This is a genomic window from Arthrobacter globiformis, from assembly GCF_046536215.2.
Taxonomy (GTDB): domain Bacteria; phylum Actinomycetota; class Actinomycetes; order Actinomycetales; family Micrococcaceae; genus Arthrobacter; species Arthrobacter globiformis_E.
The window spans coordinates 1258148-1274018 of record NZ_CM143421.1 but is presented as its reverse complement, the minus strand read 5'-3'; the positions used below and the strand labels follow the sequence as shown (position 1 = coordinate 1274018).

Here is a 15871-nt window from a genome sequence, read left to right as displayed (position 1 = left end):
GACAAACACGACAAACAACGGCGGCGGGCCGGCCCGAAGAGCCGGCCCGCCGCCGTCGGACGTCAATCCCTAGTTCACTGCACCGGTGAACTTCTCACCGGGACCCTTGCCCGGGGGATCCGGAATGATGGATTCTTCGCGGAAGGCGAGCTGCAGGGAGCGCAGGCCATCGCGCAAGGGACCGGCATGCTGCGAACCGATCTCCGGGGCGGCTGCCGTCACCAGGCCGGCGAGGGCGGTGATCAGCTTGCGGGCCTCGTCCAGGTCCTTCAGCTCAGCGGCGTTCTCCTCAGCGGCCAGGCCAAGCTTCACGGCGGAGGCACTCATGAGGTGCACGGCGGCGGTGGTGATGACCTCGATCGCGGGAACTTCGGAGATGTCGCGGATTTGCTGCGTGACGTCGTCCCCGGCGCCGGGCGCCTGGTAGACGTGTGAATTGCTGTCTGGAGTGCTCATACTGGTAAGCTTGTCACAGACCGACTGGATGTCGTTATTTTGCCGTGTATGAGACCCACTGCCGCAAATGTGCGGTATGCGGGTATCTTTCTGTAGAATTGATACTCAGTTTGCAAGCGGAGTTCTCTCCCACCCGCGTCAGCCGTTTTCCCTGGAAGGTTCAGGGCAGCAAGGTTGCCGGGTAACGGTCGGGCGGTTCACCGGGCAGGAGTCCGGTGGAGTGCGTGCAGTCCCCCCGGGGAAGTGCACATCCGATCTTTGAGGCCTTCGATTGCTCCGGCAATTGGGGGCCTTCTCTATTTTGTCGGTGGAACACCCATTACAAACACAGGAGCTTTAACATTAGCGAGCCAAGAATCAATGAGCGTATCCGCGTCCCTGAGGTGCGGCTGGTCGGCCCTGCCGGCGAACAGGTAGGGATCGTCCGTATCGAGGATGCCCTGCGTCTGGCTGCCGAGTCCGACCTGGATCTCGTTGAAGTTGCACCGCAGGCCAAGCCTCCGGTGTGCAAGCTGATGGACTTCGGCAAGTACAAGTACGAAGCCGCAGTCAAGGCCCGTGAGGCCCGGAAGAACCAGACCAACACGGTTCTGAAGGAAATCCGGTTCCGCCTGAAGATTGACACCCACGACTACGAGACCAAGCGCGGCCACGCCCTCCGCTTCCTCGGAGCCGGGGACAAGGTCAAGGCCATGATCCAGTTCCGCGGCCGTGAGCAGCAGCGCCCCGAAATGGGCCTGCGCCTGCTGCAGCGTTTCGCTGAGGACGTGGCTGAAGTTGGTGTCGTGGAGTCAAGCCCGCGCATCGACGGCCGCAACATGGTCATGGTCATCGGTCCGCTGAAGAACAAGGCCGAGGCAAAGGCCGAAGCCCGCCGCGCGTCCCAGCGTGCCGAGGCCAAGGCCCAGAACGAAGCCAAGGCCGCCGCCCGCGTCGATGTCTCCGGCAAGGACCAGGCGCCGATGACGCAGTCGCTGGGCGACCTCCTTCCGGAGGGCTTCAAGGTTTCTGCGGACGCCGCCGACGAGGCAACGGCAACGCAGGAAGCTCCGGCTGAGGCCGTGGCTCCGGCAGTTGAGGCTGCTCCGGCCGCTGAAGCTCCGGCTGCGGCACCTGCCGAAGCGCCCGCCGAGCCCAAGGCGGCTGCACCCAAGGCTGCTGCCCCGGCGGCACCCGCGGCGCCGAAGGCTGCTGCCCAGGCACCTGCGCCCAAGGCTCCGCAGGCCGAAACGCCTGCCCCGGCAGCGCCGAAGCCTGCAGCTGTGCCTGCCCCGCCGAAGCCGGTGGCCAGGCCCGCTGCGCCGAAGCCGGTGGCACGTCCAGCTGCACCCCGGCCCACGCCGAAGCCGGCAGGCAAGAAGACCAACTAGTTCAGAACTGCGGAAGGCATCCCCTTCAGGCAGCCAGCAACCAGCACGCCGTCCCCCGGGGCGGCTGCGCGAAAGACTGCAGACATGGTCTGCGGATACGTTAGGAGATCGGTTCCCATGCCGAAGATGAAAACCCACAGTGGTGCTAAGAAGCGCTTCAAGCTGACCGGTACCGGCAAGCTGCGCCGCCAGCAGGCCAACCGCCGCCACTACCTTGAGCACAAGTCCACCCGCCTGACCCGTCGCCTCGCCGGCGACAAGATCGTCTTCAAGGGCGACGCCAAGGTCATCCGGAAGATGCTGGGCATCTAGTTCCAAGCTCTTAGGCTGCCGCCGTCAGGCAGCAGCCACCCACCAATAAAGCCTTCTCAGGCCAGCCGGATAACCGGCAAAAGATGCTTGGGACAAGAATTCTGAAGGAGTACGCACGTGGCACGTGTGAAGCGGGCGGTAAATGCCCACAAGAAGCGCCGGGTTGTCCTCGAACGCGCCAAAGGTTACCGTGGGCAGCGCTCACGCCTGTACCGCAAGGCAAAAGAACAGCTGCTGCACTCGTTTGTGTACAGCTACGGCGACCGCAAGAAGAAGAAGGGCGACTTCCGCCGCCTGTGGATCCAGCGCATCAACGCTGCATCCCGCGCCAACGGCCTGACGTACAACCGTCTGATCCAGGGCCTGAAGGCTGCTGAGGTTGAGGTTGACCGCCGCATGCTGGCCGAGCTCGCCGTTTCCGACGCCAACGCCTTCGCTGCGCTGGTCCAGGTCGCCAAAGACTCCCTGCCTGCTGACACCTCCGCTCCGGCCGCCAAGGCTGAGGCTGCACCGAAGGCCAAGGCTACCCGCGCACGCGCTGCGAAGAAGCCGGCCGCTGCAGCTGCTGAGTAAGCAGACAGCTCCCAGTTCAAGGACCGGTGGCAACAGCCACTAAGGTTTCTTATATGAACGAAACCGGGCGCCCGCAAGACTTTCCACTCTCCAATCCCCGCGCAGATCGGGTCAGGGATGTGGCAAAGCTTGCAGGGCGCCCGGCCCGTTTAAAGCGCCGCCAGTTCCTGGCCGAGGGACCCCAGGCGGTACGTGAAGCCCTGGTGCTCCACGGCAAGCGGATTGCGGTCGGCCAGCCGGGCATCGTCCGCGAGGTGTACGCCAGCGAGGCCTGCCTGGACAGGTACCCCGAGTTCGAGGAACTGGCCGTGGGAACCAGTGCCCGGCTCGCGACGGACGATGTCCTGGCCGCCATGGCGGACACCGTCTCCCCGCAGGGGATCGTTGCGGTGTGTGATTTCGTGGACGTCGCGCTGGCGGACGTGCTCGACGGCGGGCCCCGCCTGATTGCCGTGCTGTGCCAGGTCCGGGACCCCGGCAATGCCGGGACGGTGCTTCGCGCCGCAGATGCCGCCGGTGCCGATGCGGTTGTCCTGACCGGATCGAGCGTGGACATCTACAATCCCAAGGCGGTCCGTTCGACGGCCGGCTCCCTGTTTCACCTGCCCGTCGTTTTGGGCGCGGACGTCAATGAGCTGGTGGCGCTGTGCAGGGACCGGGGGATCGGCGTACTCGCCGCGGACGGCTACGGGCAGCTGAATCTTGACCGGCTGCAGGACGAGAACGCGGCGCGCAGGCTTGGCGCATCCACCGCCGGCTCGGACTACGCCCTGGAGAACCCCACAGCCTGGCTCTTTGGCAACGAAGCCCAGGGACTCTCCGAGGACGAGCTTGCCCTGGCCGACCACCGTGTGGCGGTGCCCGTGTATGGCGCCGCCGAGAGCCTCAACCTGGGCACCGCCGCCACCGTCTGCCTGTACGCCAGCGCGAGGTCCCAGCAGCCCGCCTAGCCTCTGGAGCTCCCACCCCGACTCTGGGGCTCCCACCTCAGCTCAGGAGTTTTTGTCCAGATATCGGCCGCTGGAGGCCCTCCAACTCGCGACATCTGGACAAAAACTCCACTCGAACGCAGGGGCCCTCCGGCATGGGCGGCCGTCATACATGAAGGAGCGGGGGCCCACCGTGATGGTGGGCCCCCGCTCCTGTCTGTTTGTCTGTTAAGGGCCTGGGCTTGTCAGTGGGCCCGGGTTTGTTGAGGCCCAGTGCCTATGGTCCTGGCCGGTTATGGTGCCCGGGTGGTCCGGTTGCGGCCGGTGATGGCGCCGTAGATACCTGCGACTACGAGGCCGCCGATGATGGCGAGGATCCAGGTGCCAAGGTCGAAGAACGCCAGGTCACCCTTGCCGAAGAGAAGGCTGCCGATCCAGCCGCCAACGATGGCGCCAACGACGCCGAGAACGAGGCTGGTGACCCAGCCGCCGCCAACCCGTCCGGGCATGACGGCTTTAACAATTGCGCCTACGATCAGGCCGAGAATAATCCAAGCAAGAAAACCCATTGTCTGCTCCTTCATATTCGTCGGGATCGATTCTTATCAGTCCCGATATGGCTTCAAGCTAACACAGCGCGCGTTTCTTTGTCAGCAGGCTTAGTTTTTGGTTTTCGTGGCGTCCGGAGACCGTGCGCGGTGTCTGTTCGGGGCCGGACGGGTACGGTATTTACTAGACGGCGGTTCCCATCCCGCCCTGTCCCATCCGTTGAATACCACGTAAAGAGGTGAGCCTCCTTTGGCTGCAAATGGCGGTACCAAGGCGATTGTTGCGGCGCTGGCCGCCAACCTGACGATCGCCGTCCTTAAGTTCGTCGCGTTCCTGCTGACACGGTCCTCATCGATGCTGGCCGAGGCCATCCACTCGGTCGCCGACTCCGGCAATCAGGTCCTGCTCCTGGTCGGCGGGAAGCGCGCCCAGCGGGCAGCCAGCCCGGAGCACCCGTTCGGCTACGGACGCGAGCGGTACATTTATGCGTTCATCGTTTCCATCGTGCTTTTCAGCGTCGGCGGCCTGTTCGCGCTGTACGAGGCATGGGAAAAGATCCAGCACCCGCACGCGATTGAGGGTGACTTCTGGTGGGTGCCCCTGGCCGTGCTGGTGGGTGCCATCGTCGCCGAAGGATTCTCATTCCGGACGGCCATCCTCGAAGCCAACCATATCCGCGGCAGCCAGGGCTGGATCAGCTTCGTGCGGACAGCCAAGCAGCCTGAGCTTCCGGTGATCCTGCTCGAGGACTTCGGCGCCCTGCTGGGCCTGGTCTTCGCCCTGTTCGGCGTGGGGCTGACCCTGCTGACAGGCGACGGCATCTGGGACGGGATCGGGACCGGCATGATTGGCCTGCTGCTCGTGTCGATTGCCGTGATCCTGGCGATGGAGACCAAGTCGCTGCTGCTGGGTGAGTCTGCCACCAAGGACGACGTCGGCCGCATCCGGCGCGCCATCGAGGCGGACGGCACCGCCATCATCCACCTCAAGACGCTGCACCTGGGTCCGGAGGAGCTGCTCGTGGCAGCCAAGATCAGCGTGGGAGCCGGTGATTCCGGGCTGGGTATTGCCAAGGCCATCGACGACGCCGAAGCACGGATCCGCTCGGCAGTTCCCATTGCGCGGGTCATCTACCTGGAACCCGACATCCGCCGTGCAGAGGTGGCCAGCGGGCCCGCCCTCGCGGGCGACTCCGGCGCGTAGCCGCCCGAAATAAGAAGTTGGGCCGCCGGCCCCTGCACGTTGGGCCGCTGGCTCCGTAACTCCTGTTACGGGGCCAGCGGCTTTTTGCGTTCCAGCAGGCCGCTGAGCAGGGCCACCATCAGGCCGAGAATGGCCAGGACGGCACCCACCAGGGCGGGCGCAACATAGCCCCAGCCCCAGGCGATCACCACGCCGCCGAGGAAAGCCCCCAGGGCGTTGGCGACGTTCAGCGCAGCGTGGTTGAGTGAGGACGCCAGCGACGGCGCATCGGGGGATGCGTCCAGCAGCCGGGTCTGCAGGGCCGGGACCAGCATGGACCCGGCACCTCCCACTACGAATACCATCACGAAGGCTGACCACGGCCAGTGCACGGCCACGGCGTACACCACAAGGGCGACGGAGATTCCCGGCAGGACGCGGTAGATCGTCCCCATCACAGACTTATCCGCGATCCGGCCGCCGACGATGTTGCCGGCCACCATGCCCAGGCCGTACAGGGCCACCACGAACGGCAGCAGGGCCGCGGGCATCCCGGCAACGGAGGTCATCGTGTGGGAGATGTAGGTGTACGTGGCGAAGAACCCGCCGAAGCCCACGATGCCGATGAGGATCGCCAGCCAGACCTGTGCCCGCCTCAGGGCGCCCAGCTCCCTGCGGATGCTGGCATCCGCATGCGCCTTCTGGAACGGAACGAACTTCCAGATGAGTGCCAGTGTCACCAGACCCAGCACTCCCACCAGGACAAACAGCAGCCGCCAGCCAAAGGTCTGGCCGAGCCAGGTGGCGAACGGAACACCGACCACGTTGGCAACGGTGAGCCCCGCCATGACCATGGAGATGGCCCAGCCCCGTTTCGTCGGCGCCACCAGGGATGCGGCGATCACGGCGGCAACACCAAAGAACGCGCCGTGCGGCAGGCCGGCGGCGAACCGGGAGACCAGCATGCTCGCGTAATCGGGGGCGACGAACGAGGACAGGTTGGCGACGCTGAAGAACAGCATCAGGCCCAGTGCGAGGAACTTGCGCGGCAGCTTCGCGCCGACGGCGGCAAGAACCGGAGCTCCGACGACGACGCCGAGGGCGTAGGCGGAGATGAGGTGGCCGGCCTCGGGAGTGCTGATCCGCAGTCCGGCCTCGACCTCCTTGAGCAGCCCCATCATGGCAAATTCGGTGACCCCGATGCCGAAGCCGCCCATGGCCAGGGCCAGGATGGCGGGACCGATGCGAGTGGTGGACTTGGGCGTGCGCGGAGCCTGGACAGTGGAAGTCATGTGCCTGCTTTTCGAAGGGGGTTACGGAGTAGGCTTCGTTGCCACTGTTATGTCTGATTTTAACAAGCTTCGCGGCGGGATGGATATTCCGGCGGAGGGCCGAGGCGTTGCCCTCATAGACTGGACCGGTGACTGAACTGATCAACGTCGTCGGCGGGGCCGTACTGGACTCGCTCTCCGCTCCCGCCCGGCTGCTCGTGGCCCGCCGCACGGCGCCTCCGCAGTTTGCCGGCATGTGGGAATTCCCGGGCGGGAAGGTGGAACCCGGGGAAGCCCCCGAGAGCGCACTGCACCGGGAGCTCCGCGAGGAACTCGGCATCGACGTCGTCCTGGGGGCGGAGCTGGCGGCGCCGGAGCCGGCCGGGTGGCCTTTGAACGCCAAGGCCGTGATGCGCGTGTGGTTCGCGGAGGTGGCGGACGGCGAGCCTCGGCCGCTTGAAGACCACGACGAACTCCGGTGGGTCAGCATCCGCGAAGCTGATGAAGCCCTCAGCCTGCCCTGGATCCCGGCCGATCTCCCGATCGTCGAGGCCCTGCTAGCCAGCGTCGCCTCCGCAGGCCGTGCCGGCTCCGTCCCCGGAAATTAACAACAAGGGAATTAGCGCCAAGGGAAATTACTCCACGCAGGACGGCTCCACGCAGGACGGCGCCCGGGTGCAGCGGTACCGCGGGCTCAGAACAGTGTGGGCTGGTCCGCCCGGGCCGTGCTGTGGTGGGCCTGCTGGCCTGGCGCAGTCTGGCCTGGCACCTGCTGGCCTGTGCGGCGGTGCGGAATGCTTCCCTGCGGGTAGGCTGCTTCCTCGCCGCGGGGATCGTCGGCCTGGTGGTCATCGACGTCCCGGTGGCTGAACCCGTGCGAGTTGGAGAAGCCGTGCCGGGCCTTGAAGAAACGGACCCTGCCGGCCAGCCAGATGCGGTATTCCTTGGAGGCGTATGAACCTGTGCCGTACAGCCTGCGGTAGCGGCCCACGAGTTCCGGGTGCCGGGCGGCGATCCATTGCATGAACCATTCCCGGGTGCCCGGCTTCAGATACAGTGCTCCCGCCGTGACGCCGGTGGCACCCGCGGCGGCCAGCGAGCCGAACAGCGAATCCAGTGCCTCATCGCTGTCCGAGAGCCACGGCAGGATGGGCATGGCCATCACCCCGCAGGGCAGCCCGGCCTCACGGAGCCTGGACACGAGCTTCAGCCGGGCCCGCGGTCCGGGTGTGCCGGGCTCGATGGCCTCGGAGAGCTGCTCGTCCGTCATGGCGAGCGAGATCCCGATCCCCACCGGCACCTGTGCCGCGGCATGCTTCAGCAGCGGAATGTCGCGCGCCAGCAAAGTGCCCTTGGTCAGGATGGACAGCGGGGTTCCGGAATCGGCCAGTGCACCGATGATGCCGGGCATCAGCCGGTACCGGCCCTCCGCCCGCTGGTAGGGGTCCGTGTTGGTGCCCAGTGCCACCTGCTGCCGGTTCCAGGATTGCTTGGCCAGCTCCTTGCGCAGCACCTCGGCCGCGTTGATCTTCACCACCACCTGGCTGTCGAAATCGAGCCCGGCGTCGAAGTCCAGGTAGGTATGGCTCTTGCGGGCGAAGCAGTAGACGCATGCGTGGCTGCAGCCCCGGTACGGGTTCACAGTCCACTCGAACGGCATCCGGGAGCCTGCGGGCACCTTGTTGAGCACCGATTTGGCGGTGACCTCATGAAAGGTGACGCCGGCGAACTCGGGCGTGGACACGGACCGCACCAGGCCCGCGAGGGGCAGCAGCGGTGCAGTCCCGGGCATTTCTTCCTGTGCCGGTTTGAGTGCCTGCGCGTCCCATCTCATGTCCTCCATTCGAAGGTATGTTCGAACTTAAGTCAAGGTCCGCCGTCGGCGTTTCCTGCGGTCCGGCGGCTACGCTGGGTCCGTGATCCTGCTCACCGGCTTTGAACCTTTCGGCGGCCAGCCCATGAATCCTTCATGGGCGGCCGCACTGTCCGCGCGGGATCTGCTCCGGGCAGAAAGTCTCGCAGTGGAGGCGGTGGAACTGCCGTGCGTGTTCGGCGCCGCAGGGAACGCGCTGCGGAAGGCGCTCGATGAGCTGGAACCGGAACTGGTGGTGTGCATCGGGCAAGCCGGCGGCCGTGCGCGGGTGTCCCTGGAAAGGGTTGCCATCAACTGCGACGACGCACCCATCCCGGACAACGCGGGGAACCAGCCCGTGGACCGGCCGGTGGTACCGGGTGGCCCGGCTGCCTATTTCACCTCGCTGCCGGTCAAGGCAGCCCTTCTTGCCGTGGAAAAGGCAGGGATTCCGGCCGAGGTCTCGCAGACGGCGGGAACGTACGTCTGCAACCACACTTTCTATGCGCTCATGCATGAGCTCGCATCCCGTCCGGGCATCCGCGGCGGATTCGTGCACGTGCCGTTCGCACCGGACCAGGTGGAGCAGGGGAGCGGCGCCCCCTCGCTGACGGTGGACTCGATGGCAGAGGCGATCGCCGCAGTCGTCCGGACCTCGCTTAGCTACTCATCCGACCTAACCCGGCCATCCAACCTAACCCAGCCATCCGAGCTAACCCGGCCCGCCGACGTCGCGCTCGCCGCCGGCCGCATCCACTAGCAGCTGCCACTCAACCGTGACACTGGTGCTGACACTGGATTCACCGGTTTCGACCGTCATGGAGTCGGCGGCGAAGGCCCGCTGTATCCCGCCCACCGGAATGGGTGCAGACGGAACCGGGTTCTGCCGGACCGAGAGCACTTCACCCAGCCCGGCGCCCGCCAGCGCCGCGAGCTGGGCTGCTGCTGCCCGCGCATCGGCCCAGGCGGCGTCGCGGGCCAGTGCCATCACGGCTGCGGCATCGGCAAAACCGAGCTGCACGCCGTCCAGGCGCACATCGTTGCCGCCTGCCTCCACGGCCGCGGCGATGACCGCCGAACCCGCGGCGGGATCACGTAGCCGGACACTGAGCATGCTGGATGCCACGTAGCCGGTGACCTGCTGGCCCCGGCCCTCCTGCCAGACGACGTCGGCGCGGACGTTGAGCCCCGACGTCCTGATGTCCCGGTTCCCCACGCCCCGGCTGCGCAGTGCGCCCGTGACGGCAGCGGACGCCGCTCCCGCGGCGGAATAGGCGTCAGCCGCGTTGTCGCGCCGGCATTCCACGCCAATCGACAGCGTCAGCAGGTCCGGTGCGGCCTCGGCGGTCCCGAAGCCCGTGACGGTGACTGTCCGGGCGTTCGCCGGGGCAGTGTGTTCACTCATACCCGTGCGCTCAGGCATGCCCGTTCCTCCGGCCAGACATCGGTCTTCGGTGGGAACTGTGCCTCCGGTCAGACCCGCGCCTCCGGTCAAGCCACAGCATCCTGTCCTGGAGCCGCCGGTCGACATAGCCGCCGGCCTCGAGGCCGGCATGCCGCTCGAAGGGATTTCCCGACGCCGGATCGCCGTACCGCACGGCCGACCAGGCAGCGGACGCGAAATAGAAGAGCAGGAAGGGCAGTCCCAGGCACCACGCGTACTGGGTGCTGTGCCGCTCCTCGTGCTCCAGGAGCGTGCGTCCGGTCAAAGCTGCGTCGGCGTCCGTACGGAAGATAACCACGTTGCCCACAGTGAAAGCGCCGGCCACCGGCAGCCGCCAACGGTAGCCGGTGGCCACAATCAGGCCGCGGGGACCCCGGAACGTCCGGGTGCCGGCCAGCCCTGCAAGCACCAGGCCCAGCGGCGTGGAGGCATTCAGCACGTTGGCGAGTTGCCGCAGCCGCTGTCTTCGCGTCAGCGGGCCTCCCGTTCGGCGGCCAAGCATCACTGGACCATGCATCCGAGGGCCACGCATCCGAGGACCTTCATCGGTGGGCCTTGCATCTGTGGGCCAAGCATCATGAGGCCATGCTAGCGGCGGGTGCCAGAGCAATACAGGCATCCCCGCGCAATACAGGCGCCCCCGCAGCGTCCGCTGTCAATTAGCCCGGTGCTGTCAATTAGACTGGGAACAGTGCCTGCCGGCCACCCGCCGGCGAGCCTGCCCTTGTCCTTGGATGGCGTCTTTGGCGGCGTCCCTGGATGACTTTCTGCAATGACGTGCCAGCGACGGACGCGCGGCCGGGGTAACCGGCGCGGCTGCACCGGCCGCTGGCACCACCCGACTCGTAGCTAAGAACAGTAGATGACTGAAACTTTGCCGGGCGCCGCCGTCCCGAACCCTCTGGATGAAACCGCCATCAACGCCGCCGTGGACCAGGCCGTCGCCGCCATTGCCGGCGCGTCCACGCTCGATGAACTCAAGGCAGTCCGCCTGGCCCACACCGGTGAGAAGTCGCCGCTCAGCCTGGCCAACCGTGGGATCGGAAGCCTGCCCAAGGACCAGAAGGCCGCCGCCGGCAAGCTGATGGGTTCTTCGCGCGGCCGAGTTAACAAGGCGCTCGCGGACCGTACCGCCGAACTCGAAGCGGAAAACGACGCCCGCATCCTGGTTGAGGAGACCGTGGACGTCACGGCAGCCCCGCGCCGCCGCCGGGCCGGAGCCCGCCACCCGCTGTCCACGCTGCAGGACCGCGTCGCGGACATCTTCGTGGGCATGGGCTGGGAAATCGCCGAAGGGCCCGAGGTGGAATCCGAATGGTTCAACTTCGACGCACTGAACTTCAAGCCGGACCACCCGGCCCGCGAAATGCAGGACACGTTCTTCGTGGAGCCGCCCGAAGCACACCTGCTGATGCGCACCCACACCTCGCCGGTGCAGGTCCGTTCCATGCTGGAGCGGGAGGTGCCCATCTACGTGCTGTGCCCGGGCAAGGTGTTCCGCACCGACGAGCTCGATGCCACCCACACCCCGGTGTTCCACCAGGTCGAGGGCCTGGCCATCGACAAGAAGCTCAGCATGGCTGACCTCCGCGGAACCCTGGAGCACTTCGCCCGCCAAATGTTCGGCGACGAGGCCCAGATCCGGCTGCGCCCGAACTACTTCCCGTTCACCGAGCCGTCCGCCGAGCTGGACATCTTCCACCCCGGCGCCAAGGGCGGGCCGCGCTGGATCGAGTGGGGCGGGTGCGGCATGGTCAACCCCAACGTCCTGCGGGCCGCCGGCATCGATCCGGACGTCTATTCAGGTTTTGCCTTCGGCATGGGCATCGAGCGGACGCTCATGTTCCGCAACGAGGTCGGCGACATGCGCGACATGATCGAGGGCGATGTACGTTTCAGCGAGCACTTCGGGATGGAGATCTAACGGTGCGTATCCCACTTTCCTGGCTGCGTGAATTCGCGCAGGTACCGGCCGGAGCCACGGCCGAAGACGTCATGGCCGAGCTGGTCAAGGTCGGCTTCGAAGAGGAAGCGGTCCACCGCCCCACGGACGCCCTGCGAGGCCCCGTCGTGGTCGGACAGGTCCTGAGCCTGGTCAAGGAACCGCAGTCCAACGGCAAGACCATCAACTGGTGCCAGGTCCGCGTCGTCCCCGAGGGGCAGGAACAGACCCTGACCGGCAAGGGCATCGATCCGTCCGGCGTGCAGGGCATCGTCTGCGGCGCCCACAACTTCGTCGAGGGCGACAAGGTGGTGGTCACCCTGCCGGGCGCCGTCCTGCCCGGCGACTTCCACATTTCGGCACGGAAGACCTACGGCCACATGTCCGCAGGCATGATCGCCTCGGTCCGCGAACTGGGCATCGGCGAGGACCACGACGGCATCCTGGTCCTTTCCCGGATCGGCCTGGACCCCGAGATCGGGACCGACGCCATGGAACTGCTGGGCCTTTACGACCAGGCCGCCGAGATCAACGTGACCCCGGACCGCGGCTACGCCTTCTCGATCCGTGGCGTGGCCCGCGAATACGCCCACGCCACCGGCACCATGTTCACGGATCCCGCGTCGAAGGTCAACGCACCGGCTGTCCTCTCCGGCGGCTACGGCGTCAAGATCAACGACGACGCGCCGATCTACGGCAAGCCCGGCTGCGACCGCTTCGTGGCGCGCACCGTCCGCGGTGTGGACGCCACCCGGCCCACCCCGCCGTGGATGTCCTCGAGGCTTCGGTTGGCCGGCATCCGGTCCATCTCCCTGCCCGTGGACATCTCGAACTACGTGATGCTCGAACTCGGCCAGCCGCTGCACTTCTACGACCAGGACAAGCTGTCCGGCGACATTGTGGTGCGCCGGGCCGTGGCGGGGGAGAAGCTGACCACCCTCGACGGCAAGGAACGCTCGCTTGACCCCGAGGACCTGCTGATCACGGACGCCTCCGGACCTATTGGCGTCGCCGGCGTCATGGGCGGTGCGTCCACCGAGGTTTCCGACGCCACCACGGCTGTCCTGATCGAGGCCGCCCACTTCGAGGAAGTCTCCATCGCCCGTTCGCGCCGGCGCCACAAGCTCCCGTCCGAAGCCTCCAAGCGCTTTGAACGCGGCGTGGACTGGCAGGTCGCCAACATCGCGGCCCAGCGCGCCGTCGACCTTCTCGTGGAACTTGCCGGCGGAACCGCCGACGAGGCGGGCACCGACGTCGGGACCGCGCCGGATCCCGTGACCATCGCACTGCCGGCGGACTTCCCCGCCGCCCGGATCGGCATCGACTTCACCGAAGAGCAGATCGTCACATCCCTCGAGGACCTCGGTGCCGTTCTCGAAAAGACCGGTGCCGGCTGGACCGTCACCGCGCCGAGCTGGCGGAACGACCTGGAAACCAAGGAGGACCTCTCCGAGGAAGTGGCCCGCCTGGTGGGCTACGACCAGATCCCCGCGACGCTGCCGGTGGCTCCTCCCGGCCGCGGCCTGACCCGCGTGCAGCAGCAGCGCCGCCGCCTGGTCCAGGCCCTGGCGGATGCCGGCCTGACCGAGGTCCTGGCCTACCCCTTCGTGTCGAAGGCCGCCAACGAGACGTTTGGCGTGGCTGAGGAGGGTGCGCCCCGCAGTGCGGTCAAGCTCGCCAACCCCATCAGCGAGGAGCACGGGTACCTGCGCACATCGGTGCTGCCGGGCCTGCTGGAGGTCGCCAAGCGCAACCACTCCCGCGGCTTCCGTGACCTCGCCGTCTTCGAAGCCGGCTTGGTGTTCCTGCCCGGTGACACCGTGGGGACGCCGTCCATTCCGCCGCTGGGCGTCAGGCCAAGCGATGAGGTGCTGGATGCACTGTACGACGGCGTTCCGGACCAGCCGCTGCACGTCGCCGCCGTCCTGACCGGCCATGATTCGCCCGCTGCCGCCGGCCACGCGCCGCGGCTGTGGGACTGGGCCGACGCGCTGGACATCGCCCGCCTGGCCGGTGACGTCCTGGGCGTGGAGCTTGTGGTTACCCAGGGCCGGCATCAGGCCTTCCACCCGGGCCGCGCCGCGCAGCTGTCGCTGCGCTCCGGCGAGGTGGTGGGATACGCCGGCGAGCTGCACCCCAAGCTCCTGGCCGCGCACGACATGCCGGCGCGGTCCGTCGCGCTGGAGCTCAACGCGGACGCCCTCTTCGAGGCGGCTGCCGACGTTGTGGTGGCCCGCCACATCTCCACCTTCCCGGTGGCCACGCAAGACGTGGCCCTCGTGGTGCCGCAGGACGTCCCTGCCGACGACGTGCTGGCAGCCCTGCGTGAAGGCGCCGGTGAGCTGCTCGAGGACGTCGCCCTGTTCGACGTCTACGCCGGGAAGGGAATCGAGGACGGCAAGAAGTCCCTCGCTTTCGGCCTGCGGTTCCGCGCCACCGACCGGACCCTGACGGCCGACGAGGCATCGGAGGCGCGGGAGCGCGCCGTCGCCACGGCAGCCGAGCGGTTTGGCGCCGTCCAGCGATAAAGAGTTCAGCGATAGCTGACCATAAGGAAAGACCACGCCGTCTGGCGTGGTCTTTCTTTATGCCCCGAATCTTTGACCGCGGGAAACTCAGGGCCGGAAGCACTTCACGGCAGCGGCGGCAGGGCTTCCTCGTAGAGCCAGGGATGCAGCAGCGATTCCGTGTCCAGTCCCGTGACGCGGTCGGCCGTGAGGATGAACTCGGGCGTCGACACGGACCTGTGGGCGTGTGTCCGGGTCCATTCCTGCAGCAGCGCGAAGAAGGCGAGGTCGCCGCAGCGCCGGCGCAGGGCGTGCAGGGCCAGCGCCCCGCGCTTGTAGACCCTGTCGTCGAACATCAGCTCGGGCCCGGGATCACCCACCAGGAGGTCCTGCGCGCCGGCCTTGAGCCGCCGCCAGGCTGCGAGCGCCCGCTCGTGGGCGGGCATCACGCCGGCTTCCTCGGACCAGATCCACTCCGCGTAGCAGGCGAACCCCTCGTGCAGCCAGATGTCGTTCCACGTGCCCAGCGTCAGCGAGTTCCCGAACCACTGGTGGGCCAGCTCATGTGCGATCAGGCGCTGTGACTCCCACCCGGTATCCAGGTGGTTGCGCCCCAGGATGGACAGCGACTGGGCCTCGAGCGGAATTTCCAGTTCGTCGGCGGTGACCACCACCGTGTATTCCGGGAAAGGATACGGGCCGAAGCGGCTCACGAAGGTGCCCATCATGGCTTCCTGCCGGGCCAGCGCGGTCTCTGCCCGGGCCACCAGTTCCGCAGGTGCAGCAATGAACTGGGGTACGCCGGCCGAGTCCGGCAACCGCATCAGCCCGTAGCGGCCGATCTGGATGGTGGCCAGATACGTTGCCATCGGTTCACGCTGCTCATAGACCCAGGTCTGGCGGCTGGACCTCATGGTTTGTCCCACCAGGAGCCCGTTGCACACGGCGCGGTAGCCGGCGTCCGTAGTGACGGTAATGCGGTAGCTGGCTTTGTTCCGCGGGTGGTCGTTGCACGGGAACCAGGACGGGGCTCCGTTGGGCTGGCCGGCCACGAGGACGCCGTCGGTGAGCTCCTCCCAGCCCACCTCGCCCCACAGCCCCCGCCGCGGCTGCGGGTTGCCGTCATAGCGGATCTCGAGGCTGAACTCGGCGCCCGCTTCGAGGGGCTGTTCGCAGTGCACCACCAGCTGTTCCGCCCGCTGCGTGAACCTCCGCACGCGGACCCCGTTCAACTGCACCTTCAGGGCGCGCAGTCCGGTCATATCGAGTACGACGGCGGACGTGCGGCGTTCTGCCACGGCGGCCAGTACGGCACGGCCGGACAGCCGGTTGCTTGCGAGCCGGTAGTCCAGCTCCAGTTCGTAGTGCAGGACGCGGTAGGCATCCGTTCCGTGGCCCGGGACGTAGGGGTCGCCGGTGGCCGTGGCGCCGGCGGAGAGGACGGCGGCCGGGCCGGGCGATTCTCCGGAGCTCATTCTGCGTGA

Annotated in this window: 16 protein-coding genes; 9 read left to right on the top strand and 7 right to left on the bottom strand. The window is 67.1% G+C overall.

Annotated elements, in window-relative coordinates; translation table 11 throughout:
- Positions 1-69: 69 nt before the first annotated feature.
- Positions 70-456 carry a DUF1844 domain-containing protein gene (locus R5O87_RS05730; protein WP_003798723.1) on the bottom strand — a complete coding sequence of 129 codons (387 nt, stop codon included), beginning with the start codon at positions 454-456 and terminating at the stop codon, positions 70-72.
- Between the two features lie 383 nt (positions 457-839).
- Between R5O87_RS05730 and infC the strand changes: the two genes are divergently transcribed.
- The 4 genes from infC to R5O87_RS05710 all read left to right on the top strand — a co-directional run bounded on the left by infC (position 840) and on the right by R5O87_RS05710 (position 3661).
- Entirely contained in the window at positions 840-1826 is a 987-nt protein-coding gene (infC, locus tag R5O87_RS05725; RefSeq protein ID WP_410558104.1) for a translation initiation factor IF-3, read from the top strand.
- A 117-nt stretch (positions 1827-1943) separates the two neighbouring features.
- Entirely contained in the window at positions 1944-2138 is a 195-nt protein-coding gene (rpmI, locus tag R5O87_RS05720; protein ID WP_076798109.1) for a 50S ribosomal protein L35, read from the top strand.
- A gap of 117 nt (positions 2139-2255) precedes the next feature.
- Positions 2256-2711: a 50S ribosomal protein L20 gene (gene rplT / locus R5O87_RS05715; RefSeq protein ID WP_314195606.1), complete on the top strand. Its 456-nt coding sequence runs from the start codon at positions 2256-2258 to the stop codon at positions 2709-2711.
- A gap of 53 nt (positions 2712-2764) precedes the next feature.
- A complete protein-coding gene (locus R5O87_RS05710; protein WP_410558103.1) occupies positions 2765-3661 on the top strand; it encodes a TrmH family RNA methyltransferase in 897 nt (298 codons plus the stop codon).
- Positions 3662-3933: 272 nt separating this feature from the next.
- On the opposite strand, the gene R5O87_RS05705 is transcribed toward R5O87_RS05710, so the two are convergent.
- Positions 3934-4209: a GlsB/YeaQ/YmgE family stress response membrane protein gene (locus tag R5O87_RS05705; RefSeq protein WP_076798106.1), complete on the bottom strand. Its 276-nt coding sequence runs from the start codon at positions 4207-4209 to the stop codon at positions 3934-3936.
- Between the two features lie 229 nt (positions 4210-4438).
- Here R5O87_RS05705 and R5O87_RS05700 point away from each other — a divergent pair, with 229 nt between their 5' ends.
- Positions 4439-5392: a cation diffusion facilitator family transporter gene (locus tag R5O87_RS05700; RefSeq protein ID WP_410558102.1), complete on the top strand. Its 954-nt coding sequence runs from the start codon at positions 4439-4441 to the stop codon at positions 5390-5392.
- Positions 5393-5457: 65 nt separating this feature from the next.
- On the opposite strand, the gene R5O87_RS05695 is transcribed toward R5O87_RS05700, so the two are convergent.
- Positions 5458-6663: an MFS transporter gene (locus R5O87_RS05695; RefSeq protein WP_410558100.1), complete on the bottom strand. Its 1206-nt coding sequence runs from the start codon at positions 6661-6663 to the stop codon at positions 5458-5460.
- A 128-nt stretch (positions 6664-6791) separates the two neighbouring features.
- Here R5O87_RS05695 and R5O87_RS05690 point away from each other — a divergent pair, with 128 nt between their 5' ends.
- Entirely contained in the window at positions 6792-7250 is a 459-nt protein-coding gene (locus R5O87_RS05690) for a (deoxy)nucleoside triphosphate pyrophosphohydrolase (RefSeq protein WP_410558099.1), read from the top strand.
- Between the two features lie 86 nt (positions 7251-7336).
- On the opposite strand, the gene R5O87_RS05685 is transcribed toward R5O87_RS05690, so the two are convergent.
- A complete protein-coding gene (locus R5O87_RS05685; protein ID WP_410558193.1) occupies positions 7337-8476 on the bottom strand; it encodes an Rv2578c family radical SAM protein in 1140 nt (379 codons plus the stop codon).
- Positions 8477-8558: 82 nt separating this feature from the next.
- Between R5O87_RS05685 and pcp the strand changes: the two genes are divergently transcribed.
- Positions 8559-9254, top strand: a complete 696-nt coding sequence (pcp, locus tag R5O87_RS05680) for a pyroglutamyl-peptidase I (RefSeq protein ID WP_410558098.1) — start codon at positions 8559-8561, stop codon at positions 9252-9254.
- Here pcp and R5O87_RS05675 read toward each other — a convergent pair.
- Together R5O87_RS05675 and R5O87_RS05670 are read right to left on the bottom strand one after the other, a co-directional pair.
- On the bottom strand, positions 9207-9917 hold the full coding sequence (locus R5O87_RS05675) for an SIMPL domain-containing protein (protein ID WP_410558097.1): 711 nt from the start codon (positions 9915-9917) through the stop codon (positions 9207-9209). The genes pcp and R5O87_RS05675 overlap by 48 nt on opposite strands.
- Positions 9910-10440, bottom strand: coding sequence for a hypothetical protein (locus tag R5O87_RS05670; RefSeq protein ID WP_410558096.1), 531 nt, complete (start codon positions 10438-10440; stop codon positions 9910-9912). Before R5O87_RS05670 ends, R5O87_RS05675 begins: the two co-directional genes overlap by 8 nt.
- A gap of 360 nt (positions 10441-10800) precedes the next feature.
- On the opposite strand from R5O87_RS05670, the gene pheS reads away from it, so the two are divergent.
- Positions 10801-11862, top strand: a complete 1062-nt coding sequence (pheS, locus tag R5O87_RS05665; protein WP_410558095.1) for a phenylalanine--tRNA ligase subunit alpha — start codon at positions 10801-10803, stop codon at positions 11860-11862.
- A 2-nt stretch (positions 11863-11864) separates the two neighbouring features.
- Complete coding sequence (gene pheT / locus R5O87_RS05660) at positions 11865-14408, top strand: phenylalanine--tRNA ligase subunit beta (RefSeq protein WP_410558094.1); 2544 nt, start codon at positions 11865-11867, stop codon at positions 14406-14408.
- Positions 14409-14512: 104 nt separating this feature from the next.
- Here the strand turns inward: pheT and R5O87_RS05655 are convergent, their stop codons facing one another.
- Positions 14513-15862: a M1 family metallopeptidase gene (locus R5O87_RS05655; RefSeq protein ID WP_410558093.1), complete on the bottom strand. Its 1350-nt coding sequence runs from the start codon at positions 15860-15862 to the stop codon at positions 14513-14515.
- Between the last annotated feature and the right edge of the window lie 9 nt (positions 15863-15871).

What these genes read in the sequence shown, in the direction of transcription:
- R5O87_RS05730 (WP_003798723.1), bottom strand. Translation starts at nt 456, where the DNA reads ATGAGCACTCCAGACAGCAATTCACACGTCTACCAGGCGCCCGGCGCC.
- rpmI (WP_076798109.1), top strand. Translation starts at nt 1,944, where the DNA reads ATGCCGAAGATGAAAACCCACAGTGGTGCTAAGAAGCGCTTCAAGCTG.
- R5O87_RS05710 (WP_410558103.1), top strand. Translation starts at nt 2,765, where the DNA reads ATGAACGAAACCGGGCGCCCGCAAGACTTTCCACTCTCCAATCCCCGC.
- R5O87_RS05705 (WP_076798106.1), bottom strand. Translation starts at nt 4,209, where the DNA reads ATGGGTTTTCTTGCTTGGATTATTCTCGGCCTGATCGTAGGCGCAATT.
- R5O87_RS05695 (WP_410558100.1), bottom strand. Translation starts at nt 6,663, where the DNA reads ATGACTTCCACTGTCCAGGCTCCGCGCACGCCCAAGTCCACCACTCGC.
- R5O87_RS05685 (WP_410558193.1), bottom strand. Translation starts at nt 8,476, where the DNA reads ATGAGATGGGACGCGCAGGCACTCAAACCGGCACAGGAAGAAATGCCC.
- R5O87_RS05675 (WP_410558097.1), bottom strand. Translation starts at nt 9,917, where the DNA reads ATGCCTGAGCGCACGGGTATGAGTGAACACACTGCCCCGGCGAACGCC.
- R5O87_RS05670 (WP_410558096.1), bottom strand. Translation starts at nt 10,440, where the DNA reads ATGCTTGGCCGCCGAACGGGAGGCCCGCTGACGCGAAGACAGCGGCTG.
- pheS (WP_410558095.1), top strand. Translation starts at nt 10,801, where the DNA reads ATGACTGAAACTTTGCCGGGCGCCGCCGTCCCGAACCCTCTGGATGAA.
- R5O87_RS05655 (WP_410558093.1), bottom strand. Translation starts at nt 15,862, where the DNA reads ATGAGCTCCGGAGAATCGCCCGGCCCGGCCGCCGTCCTCTCCGCCGGC.